The 20,190-nt window shown below is 40.5% G+C and carries 20 protein-coding genes; 5 read left to right on the top strand and 15 right to left on the bottom strand.

What is annotated here, in order from left to right:
- Positions 1-2: 2 nt before the first annotated feature.
- The 3 genes from NST57_RS15670 to NST57_RS15660 all read left to right on the top strand — a co-directional run bounded on the left by NST57_RS15670 (position 3) and on the right by NST57_RS15660 (position 3,429).
- Complete coding sequence (locus NST57_RS15670; protein WP_142155887.1) at positions 3-2,294, top strand: ATP-binding protein; 2,292 nt, start codon at positions 3-5, stop codon at positions 2,292-2,294.
- Between the two features lie 80 nt (positions 2,295-2,374).
- Complete coding sequence (locus tag NST57_RS15665; protein WP_007500477.1) at positions 2,375-3,016, top strand: response regulator transcription factor; 642 nt, start codon at positions 2,375-2,377, stop codon at positions 3,014-3,016.
- Positions 3,017-3,039: 23 nt separating this feature from the next.
- Positions 3,040-3,429, top strand: a complete 390-nt coding sequence (locus NST57_RS15660) for a hotdog fold thioesterase (RefSeq protein ID WP_017358943.1) — start codon at positions 3,040-3,042, stop codon at positions 3,427-3,429.
- Between the two features lie 90 nt (positions 3,430-3,519).
- Here NST57_RS15660 and mnhG read toward each other — a convergent pair whose 3' ends face one another.
- Genes mnhG through NST57_RS15625 form a run of 7 tightly spaced genes read right to left on the bottom strand, consistent with a single transcriptional unit; the run spans position 3,520 to position 9,296 of the window.
- The gene (mnhG, locus tag NST57_RS15655) at positions 3,520-3,894 is read right to left on the bottom strand and encodes a monovalent cation/H(+) antiporter subunit G (protein WP_035701201.1); all 375 of its coding nucleotides are present in this window, start codon (positions 3,892-3,894) and stop codon (positions 3,520-3,522) included.
- Positions 3,878-4,159 (bottom strand): Na(+)/H(+) antiporter subunit F1, encoded by a 282-nt coding sequence (locus NST57_RS15650; protein ID WP_142155886.1) that lies wholly within the window; start codon positions 4,157-4,159, stop codon positions 3,878-3,880. The genes mnhG and NST57_RS15650 overlap by 17 nt, the downstream gene beginning before the upstream one ends.
- Entirely contained in the window at positions 4,159-4,638 is a 480-nt protein-coding gene (locus NST57_RS15645; RefSeq protein ID WP_008345848.1) for a Na+/H+ antiporter subunit E, read from the bottom strand. Before NST57_RS15645 ends, NST57_RS15650 begins: the two co-directional genes overlap by 1 nt.
- Before the next feature lie 6 nt (positions 4,639-4,644).
- Complete coding sequence (locus NST57_RS15640) at positions 4,645-6,123, bottom strand: Na+/H+ antiporter subunit D (protein WP_341298822.1); 1,479 nt, start codon at positions 6,121-6,123, stop codon at positions 4,645-4,647.
- A complete protein-coding gene (locus tag NST57_RS15635) occupies positions 6,116-6,457 on the bottom strand; it encodes a Na(+)/H(+) antiporter subunit C (protein ID WP_003213576.1) in 342 nt (113 codons plus the stop codon). The genes NST57_RS15640 and NST57_RS15635 overlap by 8 nt, the downstream gene beginning before the upstream one ends.
- Entirely contained in the window at positions 6,457-6,888 is a 432-nt protein-coding gene (locus NST57_RS15630; protein ID WP_073412601.1) for a Na(+)/H(+) antiporter subunit B, read from the bottom strand. The genes NST57_RS15635 and NST57_RS15630 overlap by 1 nt, the downstream gene beginning before the upstream one ends.
- A complete protein-coding gene (locus NST57_RS15625) occupies positions 6,885-9,296 on the bottom strand; it encodes a Na+/H+ antiporter subunit A (RefSeq protein WP_341298821.1) in 2,412 nt (803 codons plus the stop codon). The genes NST57_RS15630 and NST57_RS15625 overlap by 4 nt, the downstream gene beginning before the upstream one ends.
- A gap of 219 nt (positions 9,297-9,515) precedes the next feature.
- On the opposite strand from NST57_RS15625, the gene NST57_RS15620 reads away from it, so the two are divergent.
- On the top strand, positions 9,516-9,725 hold the full coding sequence (locus NST57_RS15620; protein WP_019744044.1) for a hypothetical protein: 210 nt from the start codon (positions 9,516-9,518) through the stop codon (positions 9,723-9,725).
- A 274-nt stretch (positions 9,726-9,999) separates the two neighbouring features.
- On the opposite strand, the gene NST57_RS15615 is transcribed toward NST57_RS15620, so the two are convergent.
- The 7 genes from NST57_RS15615 to malK form a co-directional block, all read right to left on the bottom strand.
- Complete coding sequence (locus NST57_RS15615; protein ID WP_142155883.1) at positions 10,000-11,337, bottom strand: citrate:cation symporter; 1,338 nt, start codon at positions 11,335-11,337, stop codon at positions 10,000-10,002.
- Positions 11,338-11,512: 175 nt separating this feature from the next.
- On the bottom strand, positions 11,513-12,472 hold the full coding sequence (locus NST57_RS15610; RefSeq protein WP_142155882.1) for an ABC transporter permease subunit: 960 nt from the start codon (positions 12,470-12,472) through the stop codon (positions 11,513-11,515).
- Positions 12,473-13,519, bottom strand: a complete 1,047-nt coding sequence (locus tag NST57_RS15605) for an ABC transporter permease (RefSeq protein WP_025207902.1) — start codon at positions 13,517-13,519, stop codon at positions 12,473-12,475.
- A complete protein-coding gene (locus NST57_RS15600) occupies positions 13,512-15,047 on the bottom strand; it encodes an ABC transporter ATP-binding protein (protein ID WP_341298820.1) in 1,536 nt (511 codons plus the stop codon). Before NST57_RS15600 ends, NST57_RS15605 begins: the two co-directional genes overlap by 8 nt.
- A gap of 159 nt (positions 15,048-15,206) precedes the next feature.
- Positions 15,207-16,289 carry a BMP family lipoprotein gene (locus NST57_RS15595; RefSeq protein ID WP_341298819.1) on the bottom strand — a complete coding sequence of 361 codons (1,083 nt, stop codon included), beginning with the start codon at positions 16,287-16,289 and terminating at the stop codon, positions 15,207-15,209.
- A 395-nt stretch (positions 16,290-16,684) separates the two neighbouring features.
- Positions 16,685-17,392, bottom strand: a complete 708-nt coding sequence (locus NST57_RS15590; protein WP_142155880.1) for a response regulator — start codon at positions 17,390-17,392, stop codon at positions 16,685-16,687.
- Entirely contained in the window at positions 17,385-18,986 is a 1,602-nt protein-coding gene (gene malK, locus NST57_RS15585) for a malate sensor histidine kinase MalK (protein ID WP_341298818.1), read from the bottom strand. Before malK ends, NST57_RS15590 begins: the two co-directional genes overlap by 8 nt.
- 185 nt (positions 18,987-19,171) lie before the next feature.
- On the opposite strand from malK, the gene NST57_RS15580 reads away from it, so the two are divergent.
- Positions 19,172-19,729, top strand: coding sequence for a YufK family protein (locus tag NST57_RS15580; RefSeq protein WP_008345822.1), 558 nt, complete (start codon positions 19,172-19,174; stop codon positions 19,727-19,729).
- A 43-nt stretch (positions 19,730-19,772) separates the two neighbouring features.
- On the opposite strand, the gene NST57_RS15575 is transcribed toward NST57_RS15580, so the two are convergent.
- Positions 19,773-20,183 carry a thiol-disulfide oxidoreductase DCC family protein gene (locus NST57_RS15575; RefSeq protein ID WP_017358953.1) on the bottom strand — a complete coding sequence of 137 codons (411 nt, stop codon included), beginning with the start codon at positions 20,181-20,183 and terminating at the stop codon, positions 19,773-19,775.
- Positions 20,184-20,190 lie beyond the last annotated feature (7 nt).

Below are 20,190 nucleotides of genomic sequence, written 5' to 3'. Positions count from 1 at the left end.
CTATGCAAAAATTTTACTCGAAATTAACTGTTATATTATTGATCCTTAGCTTTATTTATGTGATTTATATTTCCTACATCAATGTGTTTAATATTTTTGTAGGAGCAGTCGTTTCGGTGAATAGTGACGGCCAACTTGAAATAGAGGATGTTGTTGATTTTACAGACAGCTATTATGCTGGTGTTAGGAAAGGCGATATCATCCTTGAAGTGAACGGTAACAAAGAACCAACCGAAGAAGTAAGACGAGGTTATTTAGCGAATGTCAAGAGTTTAGTTGTTGATAGACATGGTGATGAAATTGAAATAGAGAATGTAAGCTTATTGAGTCAAGAAAATCTGTTTATTTATATAATACCTATCATTTTTTATTCGATCTGTCTATTCTGTATATTTATGATTTTAAAAATCAATAAATCTAGGAAAAAAGAGTCTGCATATATTCTATCTCTCTTTTTGCTAGCTGTTGCTGTAGCCTATGTAAGCTCTGGTGGCTCTGGTAAAGGGGAATATATTAGCAGCTTTGTCGTAATTTTTACGATGACTAGTGTACCGTCGTTATATATGCACTTTATGTATCAATATTTAAAGGAATTAGGAACGGTAATTATTAGTTGGCGTGTACTTCTTTGTTTGTATGCCGTCCCTTTTATAAATATTGTATTAGAAATTCTGTTTAAAAATATGGTTTTAGCTGCTTTTAACTTACTTTCATTCTTTGCACTTGCATTTATTACGATTATTATCACATTAAGGGCTGCTAAAAAGTTGAAAGGGACTGAAATCGGAAATGTCCTTAGTGCCTTTGCACTTATTTTGATCTCATCATTCAGTCCATTTATGCTATTTTTTATTATTCCTTATTTATTTCATAAATATTTTATTTCACCTTATATCCTAGCATCGTTCGCTTTATTGATTCCGTTTTTCTTAGTCTATCAATTTATGACAAATAAATTATATAATGTTGATTTCTTTTTGGGGAGAATCAAATATTATAGTCTTTTAGCCATCACACCTACTATAGTGGTAGTCGTTATATTTGATTTCATTCAGAAGCCAAGTGCTAACTTTTATACAATGAAATTTACGATTATCACGTATATTCTTATGCTCACTGTCTTCTATTTTAAAGAAATCATCGACTTCCGTTTTCGTCTGAAGCGTTTTTCAGAGAAGCATAATTACCAAGATAGCGTGTTTAAATTCACGCAGCTCATTCGTGAGGCGTCATCACTTCACCAAGTGTTCTATCATTTAAAATACACCATTTTAGAAGTACTTGTTGTGAACAAAGCCTTTGTGCTTGAAGTGAAGGCAGATGGACAGGTTGAAGAGATTGATGAATCGACAGAGGACAGTAAGCTATGGAAAAAGTATGTAGACCAATTTCATGAATTATTAGGTGAAGTTGGAAAAATCATTGCGCTTGATAAAGGATTCATGATGAAAATTGGTGAGCGGGGCGGTCACTCGTTTGTGATTTGCTGTTTATCTAATTTACGGACACCGAAATTGTCGCGCGATGAGATTTCTTGGCTGAAAACATTGGCCTTTTATACAAGTGTCAGTTTAGAAAATGTCGTCAAAATCGAAGAGTTGATGGAGCATCTTGACGATTTGAAACAGCGTGAGGCCAATCCTGCCTGGCTGAAGAAAATCATGTTTGCGATGGAAGAAAAGCAGCGTTCAGATTTAGCGAGAGATCTTCATGATTCCGTGCTGCAGGACTTGATATCGTTAAAAAGGCAATCAGAGATGTTTCTAACGAATTTCCAAAACAACCAATGCCCAACATCTATTGAAAATTCATTGATCTCATGGAATGAACAAATGTCTAAGGTGATTCAAACCACAAGAGAAACATGTCATGAACTTCGGCCGCAGCTCCTCTATGATTTGGGGTTAGTGAAGGCAATTTCGAAGCTGACTTCGCAAATTCAAGAGGAAGCGCCATTTCATATTAGGCTGAATACAACCCGCTTTGATAAAGAACTGGACATTGATATTGACTCACAGCTGAATATTTACCGGATTGTGCAGGAGCTGTTATCCAATGCGTTGAAGCATTCTAAGGCTAGCCAAGTCTTAGTGATGCTCATTTGTATTAAAGATCAAGTTGTTCTCCATTATGAGGACGATGGAGTCGGATTTGATGCAAGCCAGCTTGATCAGCACACGATGAGCATGGGTCTTTCTGGCATAAGGGAGCGAGTCAAAGCTCTAAATGGAAAGCTTCAAATTCACACAGCACCTGAAAAAGGGCTCAAGGTGAAAATTGAAATGGAATTGTAACGATTTCTTAAGGAATAAGACTTGGCATCTGCCAAGTCTTTTATATAAAATGGAAGTGAGTGATTTAAAGGGAGGAAGACATGAAGAAGATATTGGTCATTGATGATCATCCGGCTGTCATGGAAGGGACAAAAAGCATATTAGAATCAGATCAGCAGCTATCAGTCGATTGTTTAAGTCCTGATGCAGAAGGCGCCTTTTTAAAGACGCATGACTTTTCCATCTATGATGTGATCTTGATGGATTTAAATCTCGGGGATATCAATGGAATGGACATTGCCAAACAAATTCTAGAAACGAATCAACAAGTCAAAATTATCATTTATACAGGATATGAAGTAGATGATTATTTTGAAGAGGCCATTCGAGCTGGATTGCATGGTGCAATAAGTAAAACAGAGACAAAAGACAAAATTATTGAATACATACACCGCACATTGCAAGGAGAAGTTGTCATTCAGCTATCCTATTTAAAGAAATTAATTTCACAGCAGCAAGAGAAGCCAGAACAGGCGCAGCAGACGGATCATGAGCTGTTAACAGAGCGTGAATGTTTAATCTTAAGAGAAGTGGAAAAAGGGTACACAAACCAAGAGATCGCCGATGTGCTTCATTTGAGCAAACGCTCGATTGAATACAGTTTGACCTCCATCTTCAATAAGCTGAATGTTGGATCTCGAACAGAAGCGGTGTTAATTGCAAAATCGGAAAGTGTGCTGTAAACGTGTGAAGGGAGAGGGCCTTGATGGATGTGAGTGGTTCCAATACACTGCTTGAGGCACTGGGGATTGAGATTGTGGAATGCAATACGTCACGATGCGTGGCGACAATGCCAGTCGATCACCGAACAAAACAGCCATTTGGATTACTGCACGGAGGAGCATCAGCTGCTCTAGCAGAAACAGTGGCAAGCATGGGTGCTGCTGCTCATTTGGATTTAACGAAGCAGGTTTGTTCAGGTATTGAAATCAATGCCAATCATTTAAAATCTGTACGTGATGGAGTGGTGACAGCTACAGCTGTTCCTGTACATGTGGGACGGCGTACAATGGTATTCCAAATCGATATAAAAGATGATCGAGACCGTCATATCTGTACGTCAAGATGTACACTTGCTGTCATTGATCGCATATAAAAAAGCTCCCGGTGCAGCGGAAGCTTTTTTTAATACTCTTTTATGAACATGCATGTAAAGTGAACAGGACCTGTATATCAGGTTCTTCCTTTATAAATAAGAGTCTTCTTTTCGCTTAATGACAAAGTTACGGAAACCGCCATAATCATCTTGGACACTTCGTTTGTCCATTTTCACACCAGTGTTGTAAGCGGCTCTTCCGATCAAATGTGCGCCGACTGGTGCGGTCAGAAAGATAAAGACAATCCCAAGCAGGATTTTCGCAGAGATGATCCCTGCAAGAAACCATTCATGAAAGAACACACCAACTAAAATAAGGACAACGCCAAGTGTCGATGCTTTTGATGCAGCATGCATACGTGTGTAAACATCCGGCAGGCGAAGAACCCCAATGGCTGAGACCAGACAAAGGATGGCGCCAAGCAGAATAAAGAAAATCACGATAGCTTTAGCGATGACGATCATTTTCAATCACTTCCCCTTTCTCAAGGAATTTGGAAAAAGCGACAGTGCCGATAAAGGCAAGAATACCGAGCAGTAAAATAATTTCAAAGAACATAGTAGTTTTCAGTAAGATAGACACGATGGCTGTCATCCCAATTAAATTGATTCCTATCGCATCAAGCGCACTGACACGATCAGGAATAGAGGGTCCTTTGATGACCCGTATCACAAAAAGCAAAGTAGACAGCGCAAGAATCCCAAGTGACATTTGCAAGATCAGTTCCATTACTTACCGCTCACCTCCTGAATCGCTTTTTCAAATGATACCCGAATATCGTGGATGGCTTTTTCAGCATCTTCAATATCCATCGCATGAATGTATAAAATCGAACGATCATCCGAAATATCGATGACCAGTGTACCAGGTGTTAAAGTAATCATATTGGCCAGTATGGTGATTTCCCAATCTGTTTTTAAATCTGTACGAAAGGCGAAAATACCAGGCTTGATTTTAAGCTTTGGAGATAACACCGTCTTGAGTACACTCAAATTAGCAAGAAGTAGTTCTCTGATAAAAATGATGACGAGTTTGAAAATCGCATAAAGGGCATAGCCGTAAAAACGTTGCGGGAAGAATCGCCGCAGCATAAAAATGGCGATCATCCCTAATGCAAAGCCTGATACAAAGTCTGCAGCTCTGTATGTATCATTCATAAACATCCATGTAAAGGCGAGGAGAGCGTTTAATAATATTTGAAAGGCCATGTTCATCTACTCCTTCAGCACAGCTTGAATATATTTTTCTGGTGTTGAAAGCATTTCCGCAGCTTGATTGATATAAGGTGCAATGAATTCTGTGCCTAATCCAATCGCAAGCGATAAGACAACAAGCAGTACCCCAGGATACACCATTCCTCTAATGGATGGCTTTCTTCTTCGCATATCCTGTTCCTCTCCCCAAAACGCGAGCATGAAAATCCTCATAACAGAATAAAGGACAAGAAGACTGGACAGTAAAACAAGGATAGAGAACGTCATGTACCCAGCAGAAAACCCACCTTCAACAATTTTCAGCTTGCCAACAAATCCACTTAGCGGAGGAATACCCGCAAGTGATAAAGCCGATATGAAGAACATCCAGCCGAGTAGAGGCTGGGATTGAATCAGCCCACCCATTTTTTTCAGATGATTGGTTCCAGCATACACAAACAGTGCCCCTGCAAGCATAAATAGAGCTCCTTTGATCACCATATCGTGAATGAGGTAATAAATGGCGCCTTGGAGTGATGCCGGTGTATTGGCCGCAATCCCAAACAAAATGACACCAACAGCTGTGACAATGTTATAAATCACAATTTTTTGCACATCAGAATAGGCGATAGAGCCAATGACACCGAATATAACCGTTAGAGCGGCTAGCCAGGCCATAATTGTATGTGTAAAACCTGTATCATGTATAAAGATGAGCGTAAAGACCCTGGCAATCGCATATAGCCCGACCTTTGTCAGCAGTGCGCCAAACAAAGCTGAAATCGCTGCCGGCGGTGCATGATAAGACCCTGGCAGCCAGAAATAAAGCGGGAAGACCCCAGCTTTTAAGCCAAATACGATCAGGAACAGAATGGCAATCACGGTGATTAACCCTGTTTGCCCAGATTCGGCTATTTTTACACTTAAATCAGCCATGTTCAGTGTGCCTGTGACTGCATATAAACACGCTACGCCAACAATAAATAAAGCCGATGAGATAATGTTAAACACAATGTATTTCAGTGATTCACGAAGCTGGGGCTTTGAACCACCCAGAACAATGAGCATATATGATGCCATCAGCAACAATTCAAAGAAGACAAACAGGTTGAAAATATCTCCCGTTAAAAAGGCACCGCTGACACCAGCTAACAAGAACTGGACGCCAGAATAATAGAACAGCCGCTCTCTTTCTTTCCCAATCGTTTGAAAGGAAAAAAGAACTGTAACTAGTCCAACAATGGAAGCGGTCAGCACAAGAAGTGCAGCAAACTGATCAGCTACAAGGGCAATGCCAAACGGTGCTTTCCAGCCGCCCAAATAAAGGGTTTGTATGCCGTTTGTGAAAATCGTTTGGACCAAATAGACATTACAGATAATGGCTAAAAGAGATGCAAGCACACTAAAGCCTCTCGACAGCATGGTGTTTTTATTCATAAAAATCAATAATGTAGCAGCTAGTAATGGTATTAATATAGGCAGGATCACGAGATTATTCATGCTGATCATTTCCTCTCATTTGATCCATGTCATCTGTTCTCAGCTCTTGGAAGGCACGGAAGGCCATCACGAGTAAAAAGGATGTCACACCAAAAGCAATGACAATGGCTGTTAAAATTAATGCTTGTGGCAATGGATCTACATAGGATGTGAGCCCCTCTTTCAAAATAGGAGGTGCTCCCTTTTTTAAGCCGCCCATTGTTAATAGAAGCAAATGGACGCCGTGACTTAAAACGGCAGTACCGACGATGACCCGCAGAAGGCTTTTTGAAAGCATTAAATAGGTCGCTGCCATAAAAATGATTCCGACGATAATAGACATTAGAAATTCCATTATTCCTTCTCTCCAATCGTTTGAATAATGGTCATGGTGACACCAACAACAACTAAATACACACCGATATCAAACAGGACGGCTGTCGCCAGTTCTGTTTTCCCTAGAAACGGCAGCTGGAAATAACCAAATGCATGGGATAGAAAAGGTGCTCCGAACAGAAAAGATCCCATACCTGTTAGGATGGCAACGAGCAAACCGACACCAGCCACATAAATAAAGTCAAATGGTAAAATGCGTCTGACTGTTTTAAGATCATAGGCTAAAAGCAGAAGGACGACAGCACCAGCACTCATCAAACCGCCAATGAATCCTCCGCCAGGATTGTTATGTCCTGCAAGAAATAGGTGAAGTGAGAAAAGCAAGATGATGAATGCTGTGATTTTTGTTGTGACTTGTAAGAGCATATCATTCGTATCAATCTTTCTCATCGCCGTACGCCTCTCTTCCGTTTTCCTTGTGCTTTCACCTTTAATAATCCATAAATACCGAGTGCCGCAATGGCCAGCACTGTAATTTCAAAGAGTGTATCAAATCCCCTGAAATCGACAAGAATGACATTGACAATATTGTCTCCACCAGCCAGTTTGTAGCTGTTTTCAATGAAGTACGTTGAAATCGTGTCAAGAGACTGCTGGCTTGTTGAAGCGAAAGCAAGACAGGTGACAACAACTCCAACACCTAATGAGATCATCAAATTTGTTAGTTTGAATCTTCGTGTTTTTTGCTTCAGACTCAGCTTTGGTAAATGATAGAAGCAAAGTAAAAACAGCGCGACAGAAATGGTTTCAATAATGAGCTGTGTCAGCGCAAGGTCAGGTGCTCTGAAAATCACGAAGAATAGTGACAGCGTGTAGCCCATAACACCTAGCGCAATAATAGCTGTTAAGCGTGAACGAGCAAATACAGTCGTGACTGTCGCTGCGACCATCACAAGTGAAAGGATGGCTTCGTACGTGCCGATTGATGCAGCATGCTCAGTTTGAAATGAGAAGGCTTGCTTGTAGAACATCACGCTGCCAAGCACGATAATCATGAACCCAAATACATAGACAAGATAGTCACGAAGGAATCCTGTCATATAGCTGTTTGTCAGGCGGTATGACCCTTTTTCTACACCTATAAGCGAACGGTCATATAAAGCGTTAAATGACCATTTTTCCTTGAATATGTTGTACATTGGACGCCATTTTGACAACGTCAAATAGCCGAGCGTGCCGAGCGCAACTACACCAATTGTCATGTAAAGCTCTGGCTTGAATCCATGCCACGCTTCAATTTTTACGGCAAAGCGGCTTCCTGTTTGAATGGCTTCAGGAATGATCGCTTGAATGGCAGGTTCAATGACTGAATAGGCAAGAATATTAGGGAAAAAGAAGAACGTGACCACAAGTGCAGCTAAAATAATTGGCGGGATCAGCATACCAATCGGTGCTTCATGCGGTTTTTTCTCCAATTGATCGACATTCAGACGGCCTCTAAATGTTTTGAAGACGATCATCATACTGTAGATGAACGTAAACACACTAGCGAGCCAAGCGATAGCAGGGAAGACAGCCCCCCATGTTGAAACATCCGTAAAGCTGATGTCAGAAATCCGGATCATACTTGTGAAAAATAGCTCTTTACTTAAAAATCCATTAAATGGCGGGAGTCCAGCCATCGAGAATGTACCAATTAACGTAATTGTAAAGGTAATTGGCATGATGGTCATTAATCCACCTAATTTGCGAATATCACGTGTACCTGTTTCGTGATCGATAATCCCTGCTGCCATAAAGAGACTACCTTTAAAGGTCGCGTGGTTAATGAGATGAAAAATAGCAGCAAGAACGGCTGCGCCAAAAAAGGCAGGTTTGTTTTCATGAATGGCAGCTGCGCCTACTCCTAGCATGAGCATAATCATACCGAGTTGACTCACTGTCGAGAAGGCCAGAATGGCTTTCAAATCATTTTGCCGAACGGCGTGGAAAGATCCCCAGAATAGTGTGATAAGTCCGACAATCGAAATGGTCCAAAACCACACCTCTGATATAGCAAAAATCGGACTAAAGCGGGCAACCAGATAAATACCGGCTTTGACCATAGTAGCAGAATGTAGATAACTGCTTACAGGGGTTGGTGCTTCCATAGCATCAGGCAGCCAAATATAAAATGGGAACTGCGCTGATTTCGTGAAGGCCCCTAGTAAAATGAGCACCATCGCAGGGATGAAATAAGGTGATGCCATAATAAGCTGAAGCTGATTGACTGCTTCGCGAATACTGAATGAATCAGTGATCAGGTAAATGAGGATGAAGCCGCCAAGCATAGCTAATCCGCCAAACACCGTGATAAGCAGTGATTTGGTTGCTCCGTAACGAGAACGCTCACGCTTATACCAATACCCAATTAAGAGGAAGGAAGAGATACTCGTTAGCTCCCAGAACAAATAAAGTACGACCATGTTGTCAGAGAGAACAACACCAAGCATAGCGGTCATAAACATTAATAAATACGTATAGAAAGAGCCAAGCTGTTCTTTTTCCTTTGATAAGTAGAAAATACTGTACAGTACCACAAGTGCACCAATACCTGTGATGAGTAAAGCAAATAACAGGCTGAGACCATCTACATACACAGTGAAATTCATCCCTAGAGAAGGAATCCATTCAGCCTGTGAGAACAACGTACGTCCATTCGAGGTGATCTGGAGCATTTGGATGAAATAGGTGAATAAAAGAATAGGCAAGATGAGAACAAACCATCCTGTATGTATACGCCTTACGTATTTAAAGAGAAAAGGGACGACAAAGGCAAGTAAAAAAGGTGATAGGATGGCGAAGTGAATAAGCTGCAAGAAAATGAACCTCCTTTGATCAATATAAATTCACGTTCTAAAGAACTGGTAATTAAAATTATATCGTAAATACAGACATAGTGCATTGGATTGAACTGATTTACGGCAAATTGAATTTGTTTCGAGTTCTTTTGACCACAAAAAATATTTTATCAAAAATGAAACTCGTTGTATATTGTTTTGTATTTCGTACATGCTTTTCTTAAAGGAGCTGATCAAATGAAACGAAAGATCGCCATCAGCTTAAGCATATTCTGCACGATTTTAGGAGGAGCATTCTTGATTGAACGAAATGATCAAAAAAGGTGGCAGGCCGGGAGTGAATGGCCGCTATTTTCCGAACAACTCCTCCATATGACCTATCCTCAGGCGAAACAGTATCCTTTTCAGCCTCGGGAATATATACGAATTGTATTAGCTGATGAATGAGGATGTATGGGAGAAAAGAAATATAAAAAAAGCATGTCCCTTACGAAAAGGACATGCTCAGCGTGTAGACAAACCCTCGCATTCGCCCGCAGTCCTGCGCTCCGGTGCTCACGAATGTCAAATTCGCTCTGCTCCGGTGCTCGTCCTTCCTAGACTACAAAGGTTTTCTATCACGCTGAAAAGAAGACAAAGGGCTAAAATAAACAACATTTTAGCCCTTTGTCAATTATCTGAGCATGTCCCTTATGAAAAGGACATGCTTTTTGTTTCTTTTTTAAGTAAACATTCTAAGTAAGATTGTTGCGCAAATAACAGTTGCTGCTCCGCCAAGACGTGTAGAGACTTGAGCGAAAGGCATAAGGCCCATTCTTCCAGATGCTGAAAGAATCGCAACGTCACCAGTACCGCCTAATCCACTGTGACAGCCAGTCACAATCGCAGATTCAACTGGATACATGTTCATGAATTTACCAACAAAGTAACCAGAACCAACCATGCCTAGAACAACAGCAATACATACACATACGAAAGGAATAGAAATAACAGTGGCCACATCATCAAGTGGAATGTATAGAATTCCTAAACCAACCATTAGAGGCCATGTAAAGCTTTTAGATACAAACTTGTAGAACTGCTGTGAGCCGTTTTGCAAATGCTGAGGCATCACGTTTAAGTATTTGATTAATGCAGCAAGAACAATCATTAAGATTGGACCTGGAATATGAACAAAACTTTCTAATAAGCCGCCAAAGATAAAGGTTGTACAAGCAACAAGCACACCTGCGCCCATTAAGCTGAAGTCAACTTTTGTATCCATTTCAGGCTGTTCAAAGATTTCATTTGCTTCTTTTGATTTAACAAGTCGTCCATTCCCGTTTAGTTCAGGACGTTTTTCACCAAGCTTTTTCATTGCGCCAGCACAAATGATGGCAATGACGTTCCCAATAACAGCAGCCGGAATCAATTGAGAAATTAATGACTCTGCTGATACACCAAGAATTTGTGAATAAGCAATTGATAATGGCAATATTCCTTCACCGACACCACCTGCAATAATCGGTACAATGATAAAGAAGAACGAATGATGCGGTGTGTAACCAACTAGAAGACCCACTAGAATTCCAGCACCTACAGCTGTAATTGTACCTGCAACAAGAGGAACAAACATACGAATAAGGCCTTGTACTAAAACAGTTCGTTGCATCCCAAGAATACTACCTACGACAAGAGCAGATATATAGAAGTATAGGAAGTTCGATGTTTTCATCAGAGACGTAACCGCTTCCAATGAGTTTGGATTCAGAACATGAAAAAAGACCAGGAACGATGGTACGAATAAAGAAAGAATCGCCGGTCCACCAATATCTTTTAAGATTGGAATACGTTGTCCTACATCTCCTAGGAAAATCCCTAAAATCATAATAACAGCGAAACCACCAAGCATATTTGCTGGAATTTTATTGAAATAAGCGGCAGTTAAAATAATCGCTGCAAGTACTATATACACAGGTAGATCAATAACACCAATTTTCCAAGAAAGAATTTTTCGGAAAACGCTTTTATTATTGTCAGAATCGTTTGTAATCGATTTCAATTGTTGTGTATTAGCCACATAAACACCCCCAAATGCTATTTGTCTCAATTGTAGAAGATTCTGTGACACTCATCTATTTATTAAACTAAATTAAGTGTAATAAAAGTAAAATAAACAGGGGTTTTGTCGTTTTTATCATACAAAAATCCCCTGAAGGTAGTTTGTCCTTCAGGGGATTGATCATACATGGTATTTATCGTTTCCCTTTTAAATAAGGGGTACCAAGTGCTTTTGGTGCGTCTGCTCGTCCAATGAAGCCAGTAAGAGCTAGGATCGTCAGCACATATGGTGCAATGAGCATGTACACGTTCGGGATATCTTGAAACAGTGGAAGCAGAGAGCCAATAATGCTTAAGCTTTGTGCAAATCCAAAGAATAAAGCAGCGCCCATGGCGCCAAATGGATGCCATTTCCCGAAAACAAGGGCGGCTAACGCAATGAAGCCTTGACCTGTAATGGTGGCGTGTGAGAAGTCAAGAGCGATGGTCGATGCATACACAGCTCCGCCAAGGCCGCCAAATAGACCACTAATGAAGACGCCGATATAGCGCATCCGGTATACCTTGATTCCCATTGTATCAGCTGCCATTGGATGCTCTCCGACTGCACGAAGTCGTAAGCCAAATGGCATTTTAAATAAGACAAACCAAGCGACAACGGCAAGAACTAATGCGAGAATGGACGTATAATACACATCTTTAAAGAAAATATCACCAATGATCGGAATGTCACTTAAAAGGGGAATATCTCCTTTATAGAAAGGTTCTGTAATTTTATCTGTTTGTGCTTTGCCATAAATCAGTTTGACAACAAACAGCGTAGCACCAAGGGCAAGCATGTTAATCGCAACACCACTGACCGTTTGATCTGCTCTGAACGTAATAGTGGCAACAGCGTGAATGAGTGAGAACAAGCCGCCAATGGCCATACCAACAAGAAGACCGAGCCACGGGGTCAAGGCACCAAACGTATCAGCAAACATTAAGTTAAAGATAATACTAGAAAATGCTCCGACGACCATCAAACCTTCAAGACCGATATTGACGACACCTGATCTTTCTGAAAAGACGCCTCCAAGAGCGGTTAAAATAAGTGGTGCAGCATAAACGAGTGTAGCCGGGACGATGATTTCAAGAATTTGCAGAAATCCCACTTATTTTCCCCCCTTTTTCTTCAATTGTTGAATGACAAGACGGATGATATAGCTTGAGGCAACGAAAAGAATAATGATAGCAATCACAATATCAACGACCTCAGTCGGTACGCCAGATTCAAGCGGCATGTTTAAAGCACCGACTTTCAATCCACCAAGCAATAATGCCGCTAAGACGACACCAATAGCTGTATTTCCGCCTAATAAGGCAACAGCGATTCCATCAAAACCAACGCCAGTGAAGGCATCTTTTATTGATGCATATTCAAAGGTTCCCAAACCTTCCATTGCCCCGGCTAAACCTGCAAAAGCACCTGAAATTAGCATGGAATATATAATGTTTTTTCTCACATTCATTCCAGCATATTGGGATGCGTGCTGATTCATACCAACAGCACGCAATTCAAACCCTTTAGAGGTTTTTTGGATAATGATCCACATAATAACGGCAGATAAGACAGCTACAATGATTCCGTTATGCATGCTTGAAAAATCAGTGATTTTTTCAAAAAAATCAGAGTGTAATGAGGCAGTGGAATTGATATTATCTGTTTTATCTTTATGATCTGTAAGAACATTTGTAATAATAAAATTAGTCACATGAAGTGCAATGTAGTTCATCATAATAGTGACAATCACTTCATGAACATAAAAACGGGCTTTTAAAAAACCAGGAATAAAGCCCCATAATGCACCAGCTGCTGCTGCGGTGATCAGTGCAAGAGGCAGATGGATATAGGCAGGTGCATGGACGGTTGTTCCTATCCATACAGATGCAATCCAGCCAATGAGAAGTTGACCTTCTACCCCGATATTAAAGAGGCCTGTCCGAAATGCAAAGGCAACAGCAAGTCCTGATAAAATATAAGGTGTGACTTGTCGGATGGTTTCTCCCATATAATACGTTTCACCGAATACACCATTCCAAAGGGCGCTATAGCCCTCGATGACACTATATCCGCTTGCCAGCATAATGATGGCCCCAACGAAAAGACCAAGTACAATGGCTATAAGCGGAATCAGCAGATTTGTTAAGCGATTAGACATTTGCTTCTTTCCCCACTTCCTGTTGCGTACTTCCAGCCATTAACAGACCAAGTTCTTGCTCTGTTGTTTCTTTTGGATCCACAATGGCAATAATGCTGCCTTCGAAAATAACAGCAATCTTATCACTGACATTGATAATTTCATCAAGCTCAAAGGAGATGAGCAGAACGGCTTTGCCTGAATCCCTTTGTTCAATCAGGCGCTTATGAACAAACTCAATGGCTCCGACATCAAGTCCACGTGTCGGTTGTGCGGCAATTAATAAATCAGGATTTCGGTCCACTTCACGGCCAATAATGGCTTTTTGCTGGTTACCGCCTGATAGCGCACGTGCTTCTGTATATTCACTAGGTGTCCGTACGTCGTATTCAGAAATGATTCGTTTTGCTTTTTGATAAATGTTTTTCATATTCATCAAGCCAAACTTCGAATATGGACGCTGATAATACGTTTGTAAGGAAATATTTTCTCCAATTGAAAAATCAAGGACAAGTCCGTGCTTATGACGGTCTTGAGGTATATGTCCGATACCAGATTCTGTGACCTTACGAGGCGGGAGATTTTGAATGGCTTTCCCGTTTAGCATGATCGTGCCAGATTCGGATTTTTTCAGACCTGTAATGGCTTCAATTAATTCAGATTGACCATTTCCGTCTACACCCGCAATTCCGACAATCTCACCAGCTTTCACTGATAAGTTGAGTTGTTTCACGGCTTCAATTCCTCGTGCATCTTTGACAGTGAGATCTTGAATTTGCAAGACTTCTTTAGCAGGGGAGGCTGCTTTTTTGTCTGTTTTAAATGAGACTTCGCGGCCGACCATTAAGCTGGCAAGCTCGTCTTTGTTTGTGTGTTCCACATCAAGTGTCCGAATACCTTGACCTTTTCGGATAATGGTCACGCGATGACAGGCATCCATAATTTCTTTTAGCTTGTGGGTAATTAAAATAATGGATTTGCCTTCATTGATTAAGTTTTTCATAATTTGTATGAGTTCTTTTATTTCTTGAGGTGTTAAGACGGCTGTTGGTTCGTCGAAGATCAAGATGTCAGCGCCGCGGTATAGTGTTTTTAAGATTTCTGCTCGCTGCTGCATACCGACTGAGATGTCAGATACTTTAGCGGCAGGGTCTATTTTCAGTCCATAACGGTCAGAAAGTTCCTGCACTTGCTGAATGGCTTGTTCTTTGTCAATCTTTCCAAATTTCTTTGGCTCTTTTCCTAAAATGATGTTTTCAGCCACAGTAAATGTATCAACTAGCATAAAATGCTGATGGACCATTCCAATGCCTAAATCACTTGCATCATTTGGACTTGAGATTGTAACCGGTTTTCCGTGTACCTTGATTTCACCTTTTTCAGGCTGATACAGTCCGAAAAGCACGTTCATGAGCGTTGATTTTCCAGCGCCGTTTTCACCAAGCAGCGCATGAATTTCGCCCTTTTTTAGCTGCAGCGTAATGTTATCATTTGCTACAATGCCAGGGAATTCTTTGCGTATATTCAACATTTCAATGACATAATCCACAGGTTTAACCGCTCCTTTTTTAGGGTGCTGATGAAGATAAAAACTAGCAAAAGAAAAGCTGCAAAACAAGGCTGCAGCTTTTCTTTTACCACCTTTTACGAATAAAGAGGGGGTAAAGGAGAGGCAAGGGGATAAGGCGCGCTTATCCCGATGCACAAATTAAGCTTTAAAATCTTTGAGTTCATCACGTGTTGCAGGGATTTTCACTTCACCCTTGATGATTTTTTGTTTCCATTCTTCGATCTTCTTCAATACATTTTTATCAAGATTCTCTTGAGATGGAGAGATGTCAACGCCGCCTTCTTTCAGACCGTACGTGATCACTTCGCCACCAGTGAACTTACCTTCTTTTGCTTTTGTTGTTAAGTCTTGTACCGCTGTGTCTACTTTCTTAATCATAGAAGTAAGAGTGACACTTTGTTTTGTTCCAGGTACTTTACCTTCGTCATACTGGTCTTTATCAACACCGATGACCCAAACATTTCGATTTGGATCTGCCTTTTTTAAATTGGTTGCTTCTGTAAAGACACCCGTTCCAGTACCTCCAGCTGCATGATAAATAATGTCTACGCCAGATTTGTACATACTTTCAGCTGTTGCTTTACCGATGTCTGCTTTATCAAATGCACCAGCATATTTCACTTCAACTTTTGCTTTTGGGTTAGCTGCTTCAACGCCTGCACGGAAACCAACTTCGAACTTTCTGATTAATTCAGAGTCAACGCCGCCAACAAAACCAATTTTGTTTGATTTTGTAGAAAGAGCCGCTGCAACACCTACAAGGAATGAGCCTTCGTTTTCGTTAAATGTAATACTAGCTACGTTCTTCTTATCAACAACTGCATCCACAATTGCAAATTTGGAATCTTTTCGCTGATCAGCTATTTTAGAAATGGCACTCTCCATTTTATAGCCGATACCATAAATGAGGTTGAATTTTTGTCTTACAAGTGTATTTAAATTTGTTGGATAATCTGCATCCGTTTTGGATTGTAAGTAATCAAAGCCGTTTTTGCCTTTTGTTAAATTGTTGTCTTTCCCAAATGCTTGTAAACCTTCCCAAGCAGATTGGTTAAACGATTTGTCATCGACACCACCGACATCAGTTACCATTGCAACAGTGAATTGATCTTTATCTTTTTTGTTTTCACCGCTGTTTGAGCCAGAGTTGCCGCATGCTCCAAGGATGGTTCCTGCTGCTACGACTAAGGACAATGCAAGTCCAATTTTGCGCTTCTTCAAAACATAACCCCCTATAAAATTTAAAAGTTTCAGAAAAGTCTCGCGAAAAAAGACCGACTCTTGCCTTCTCCTATCCTTCTGAAAAGGGTATTTTATCCTGCATTCTTTTGAAATTGATGGAAACAGGAGAGAAGATGTAAGACATCAGACTTATATCTCGTTGAACTAATCAATCATAATTTATCATTTCCCATCGAATAAATAAATAGAAATTTGTTTTATTTTTAAAAAAATGTTAAAAGGCTAAATTCGATGTCTTTTTATGTGCCGAAATATGATATAATGCCGCTTTTATGATGTGCTCTACTACAGTGAAACCGCTGATATCAAGGGGTTTGTGACATCGTAGGCCATAAAAAAACATCTGGCCTTTGTGAAAGGTCAGATGTGCCAAATTAAAGATATTGCTGAATCAAATTCATGTTGCTTGTATTCAGTTTATATTGGAAAACAGGGCGGCCGATTGTCCCGTATGCCATTTCCACATCAACCACTTCGATATCCTCAAGAAATTTCAAGTATTTTCTAATCGAAACTTGGGAGATTTCTGTATGATTGGCTAGGTCTTCGGTCGTGAAATCCTGCTGACCGAATGATTGAATGCTTGTCCATATGAGTTTGAGTGTGCTCTTCGTTAAGCCTTTTGGCAGAAGGACTTTTTCCGCCTCTGCTTTTTTATGAAAAAGTTTCGCGTCTAAATCATTTTGAGAGATGCTGTTCATCGTTTGGTATAGGGCATGTTTTCTTTTATATTCTGCCAGTGCTGATTGGAAGCGTTCAAACTCAAAAGGTTTGATTAAATAGTCGACAGCTCCGTTTCGCATCGTTTGCTGCACGACATCCACTTCATTTGCAGCTGAAATGACGATGACGTCAACGGAATGATTTTGCTTACGAATTTCTGATAATAGGGCGAGCCCATTTTGTCCAGGCATATAAATATCAAGCAATACAAGGTGAATGATTTCTGATTTTAAGATATCTAGTGCCTTCTGAAATGAGGTGGCAATCCCTTTTAATTCAAAACCTTCTATTTGGGTCAAGTAGCGTTTATTCAGCTCCCCGACCATTGGATCATCTTCTACGATCAACACATTAATCATGTGAATCCTCCTTTTGTTTATATGGAATACGGAGACTAAAGGTCGTTCCTTCTCCTCTTTCGCTTGTGACGATCATATGTCCGTTCAGTTTTTTGATGCTTTGGTCAACAAAATAGAGGCCAAATCCTCTGTCTTCTCCTTTTGTTGAAAAGCCTTGATCAAACATGATGTCCTGTTCTTCTTTTGTCAGGCCGACACCTGTGTCTGTAATTTCAATATGAAGCTGCTCATGGACATATCTGAATGAGATGGAGATATTTTTGTTCTCTGTATGGGAAACGGCATCGAGTGCGTTATTTAACAGATTACCGATGACCGTAATAAGGTCATGTGTGACTGCTGGGTCCTCAGAGTTTGGTACCTGTGTACTGCAATTGACTTCTAAAGCTGCTCCTTGTTCTCTAATGTAGCTTTGTTTTCCTAGTAAAAAACCTGCTAAGACTGAGTTTTTCACATGGTTGATGATTTCATTTGTTTCTGTCTGCTGATAAATCGCAATATCTTTAATATAGGTGCCAAGGTCATCATAGTTCTTTAGCTGGACCAATCCTAAAATGACATGAAGCTTGTTCATAAATTCATGTGACTGGGCACGAAGCGCATTGGCATACATCTTCACCCCGCTCAGCTGCTCAGCCAGGTGTTTGACTTCTGTTTTGTCACGGAAGGTTGCGATTGCCCCTACAATTTCTCCTTTTACCGTAATCGGCACCTCATTAAAGACCAGCTCCAGTCCGTTCATTCTGACATCGCGATCAAGCAGCGGTTTCCGTGTTTCGATTACTTGCTTTAAGCCGCTTGAAGGAAGAAGGGCCTGTACATCTTGTTCACTAGGATCAACCATCATGCCCATATTATGAAAAAGACGTTTAGCTTCTGCATTTGCCAGCTTTATTTTACCGTGCTGATCGACGGCAAGAATGCCTTCTTTTGTTGACTCTAACATGGCACTTCGTTCTTTTAATAATGTGGCAATTTCATCTGGCTCTAGTCCAAACATAATCTTTTTCACTTTGCGTGCCACAATAAGTGCACCGATAATCCCAGATAAAAGGCTAAGCGATGTGACAAAATAGAGCGGGAGCAGGCTTTGATGAATAATTAAATCAATTTCCTTTAATGTAATCCCAACTGCCACAGCCCCGAGCTGCTTGCCATCTTGGTTATAAACAGGAACAAAGGCACGCATGGACCTGCCAAGTGTTCCAGATGCCGTACTAATATGTTCTTTACCCTGTAATGCTGGTTTTTCATCACCGCCAGCAAATCGCTTCCCAATCTTTTGCGGATTCGGATGTGTTTTGCGGATACCGTTCATATCCATGACGACAACGAATTCGGTTTTGGTAATCCGCTGAACATTTGTTGTATATTTTCGCAGTGCTGTATATGATTGATCTTTTTCCAATGATTTTGCTGTGATCGGAGCCTCTGCGACCATTTTGGCAGTGGAGAGGGCGATATCACGTTCCTGCTGATGAATATTTTTGGCTGTTTCTGACCAGATCGTAAAGAATGTGATACAGAGGGAGATCAGGACAACAATACAGACAAAGATCGTCAGCCGTGTTTGCAGTCTTAAAGTTTTTTTCACGAGTATACCCCTAACGCGCAATTTTTTCGTAATAGTAATACTTTAACGGGAAAATGTAAGTTTGTGAAGGAATGTACGTGCAAAATCACAAATTTGATTTAGATTCCAGTTTACTTGGAAAGCATCTTGTCAATCCGTTTTAAGTGAGCCATAATAAAAATGAGCTTATGAGAAAGGATCTATTTATGAAAAATACATATTTGACTGGATATTTTCCGCTGATTTCGATTTTGCTATTCAGCTCTGCTTTTTCTATTTTTACAGTAGGTATCACGACTGACTTCTTGACCCAAGCAGGGATTTTAAAAGGAATGCTGGAGTTTTTCTCTGAACAGGGCATTCGTCTTGCTTTATTTGCCGCATTTGCACTTGTTTATTTTATGATTTTATCTGCTTTAAAACTCATTGCAGATACGGTGTTAGAATTGGCGCTGCTCTTTTTTGCAAAGGACCCTGAAGGGGAGAACTTAAAGAAAATTCGGATTGCATCGGTTGTCTATTTGTTTGCCAGCTTACTTGCATTTCTTTTGACGCAGCAGCTCATTTTGCTTGTTGGGCTTTTTGTTTTAGCAAGTCTCGTCTATTTTATCTGGGTTGTGGTACGCATTTATCAATCACTTTCCATGCTGAATTTAATTGGGTTTATGATGTTTATTCTGCTGTTTTGGGCCACGTTTTTGATCGGTATTTTGTACTTATTTATTAAGCTTTATAACAGTGTGATGGCGAGTCTGCCAGCTTAATCAGACGAAAGAAAGCATCCTCCGATGATGGAGGATGCTTTTTTTATGGAAGAAACCGCTTCTGAATATCAGGTGTAGGCATCATACAGGATGTTTTTTGACCAAACCATTTATAGCGATTCTTTGCAATGAGCTGATAAAACCAGTCACGGATTGGACGAGGGATCGCGAGGAGTAAATAGCTCCATCTGTATATCCCTTTTAAATGCCGCGCGGCTTTTAAGATGCCTGTTGACTTCATATAAAGGGTTCCATTTTCAATATAAATGAATGAATTGAACTCATCTAAAGGCAAGCCGTTTTCTTTTAAAATACGCTGCCCTGTATCTGATTGTAAAGAAGCAAACATCATCCGCTCATTCGGATCACGCTTGATGATAAACTGAACAGCACCACTGCACACATTGCAGACACCATCAAATAAAATGAAGTGAGAGGGTTGTGTTGAATGCATCGCAATC

Source organism: Bacillus sp. FSL M8-0077 (genome assembly GCF_038050255.1).
GTDB lineage: Bacteria > Bacillota > Bacilli > Bacillales > Bacillaceae > Bacillus > Bacillus altitudinis.
Note: the sequence above shows the minus strand (reverse complement) of the source record. Positions and strands in the feature narration are given on the sequence as shown.

Excerpts from the sequence above, each read along its gene's own strand:
- NST57_RS15630 (WP_073412601.1), bottom strand. The coding sequence starts at position 6,888 with ATGAGAAAGATTGATACGAATGATATGCTCTTACAAGTCACAACAAAA.
- NST57_RS15580 (WP_008345822.1), top strand. The coding sequence starts at position 19,172 with ATGAAAAATACATATTTGACTGGATATTTTCCGCTGATTTCGATTTTG.
- NST57_RS15670 (WP_142155887.1), top strand. The coding sequence starts at position 3 with ATGCAAAAATTTTACTCGAAATTAACTGTTATATTATTGATCCTTAGC.
- NST57_RS15645 (WP_008345848.1), bottom strand. The coding sequence starts at position 4,638 with ATGGCCTTTCAAATATTATTAAACGCTCTCCTCGCCTTTACATGGATG.
- NST57_RS15605 (WP_025207902.1), bottom strand. The coding sequence starts at position 13,519 with ATGTCTAATCGCTTAACAAATCTGCTGATTCCGCTTATAGCCATTGTA.
- mnhG (WP_035701201.1), bottom strand. The coding sequence starts at position 3,894 with ATGATCGTCATCGCTAAAGCTATCGTGATTTTCTTTATTCTGCTTGGC.
- NST57_RS15575 (WP_017358953.1), bottom strand. The coding sequence starts at position 20,183 with ATGCATTCAACACAACCCTCTCACTTCATTTTATTTGATGGTGTCTGC.
- NST57_RS15660 (WP_017358943.1), top strand. The coding sequence starts at position 3,040 with ATGGATGTGAGTGGTTCCAATACACTGCTTGAGGCACTGGGGATTGAG.
- NST57_RS15665 (WP_007500477.1), top strand. The coding sequence starts at position 2,375 with ATGAAGAAGATATTGGTCATTGATGATCATCCGGCTGTCATGGAAGGG.
- NST57_RS15620 (WP_019744044.1), top strand. The coding sequence starts at position 9,516 with ATGAAACGAAAGATCGCCATCAGCTTAAGCATATTCTGCACGATTTTA.
- NST57_RS15590 (WP_142155880.1), bottom strand. The coding sequence starts at position 17,392 with ATGATTAATGTGTTGATCGTAGAAGATGATCCAATGGTCGGGGAGCTG.
- NST57_RS15635 (WP_003213576.1), bottom strand. The coding sequence starts at position 6,457 with ATGGAATTTCTAATGTCTATTATCGTCGGAATCATTTTTATGGCAGCG.
- NST57_RS15650 (WP_142155886.1), bottom strand. The coding sequence starts at position 4,159 with ATGGAACTGATCTTGCAAATGTCACTTGGGATTCTTGCGCTGTCTACT.
- NST57_RS15640 (WP_341298822.1), bottom strand. The coding sequence starts at position 6,123 with ATGAATAATCTCGTGATCCTGCCTATATTAATACCATTACTAGCTGCT.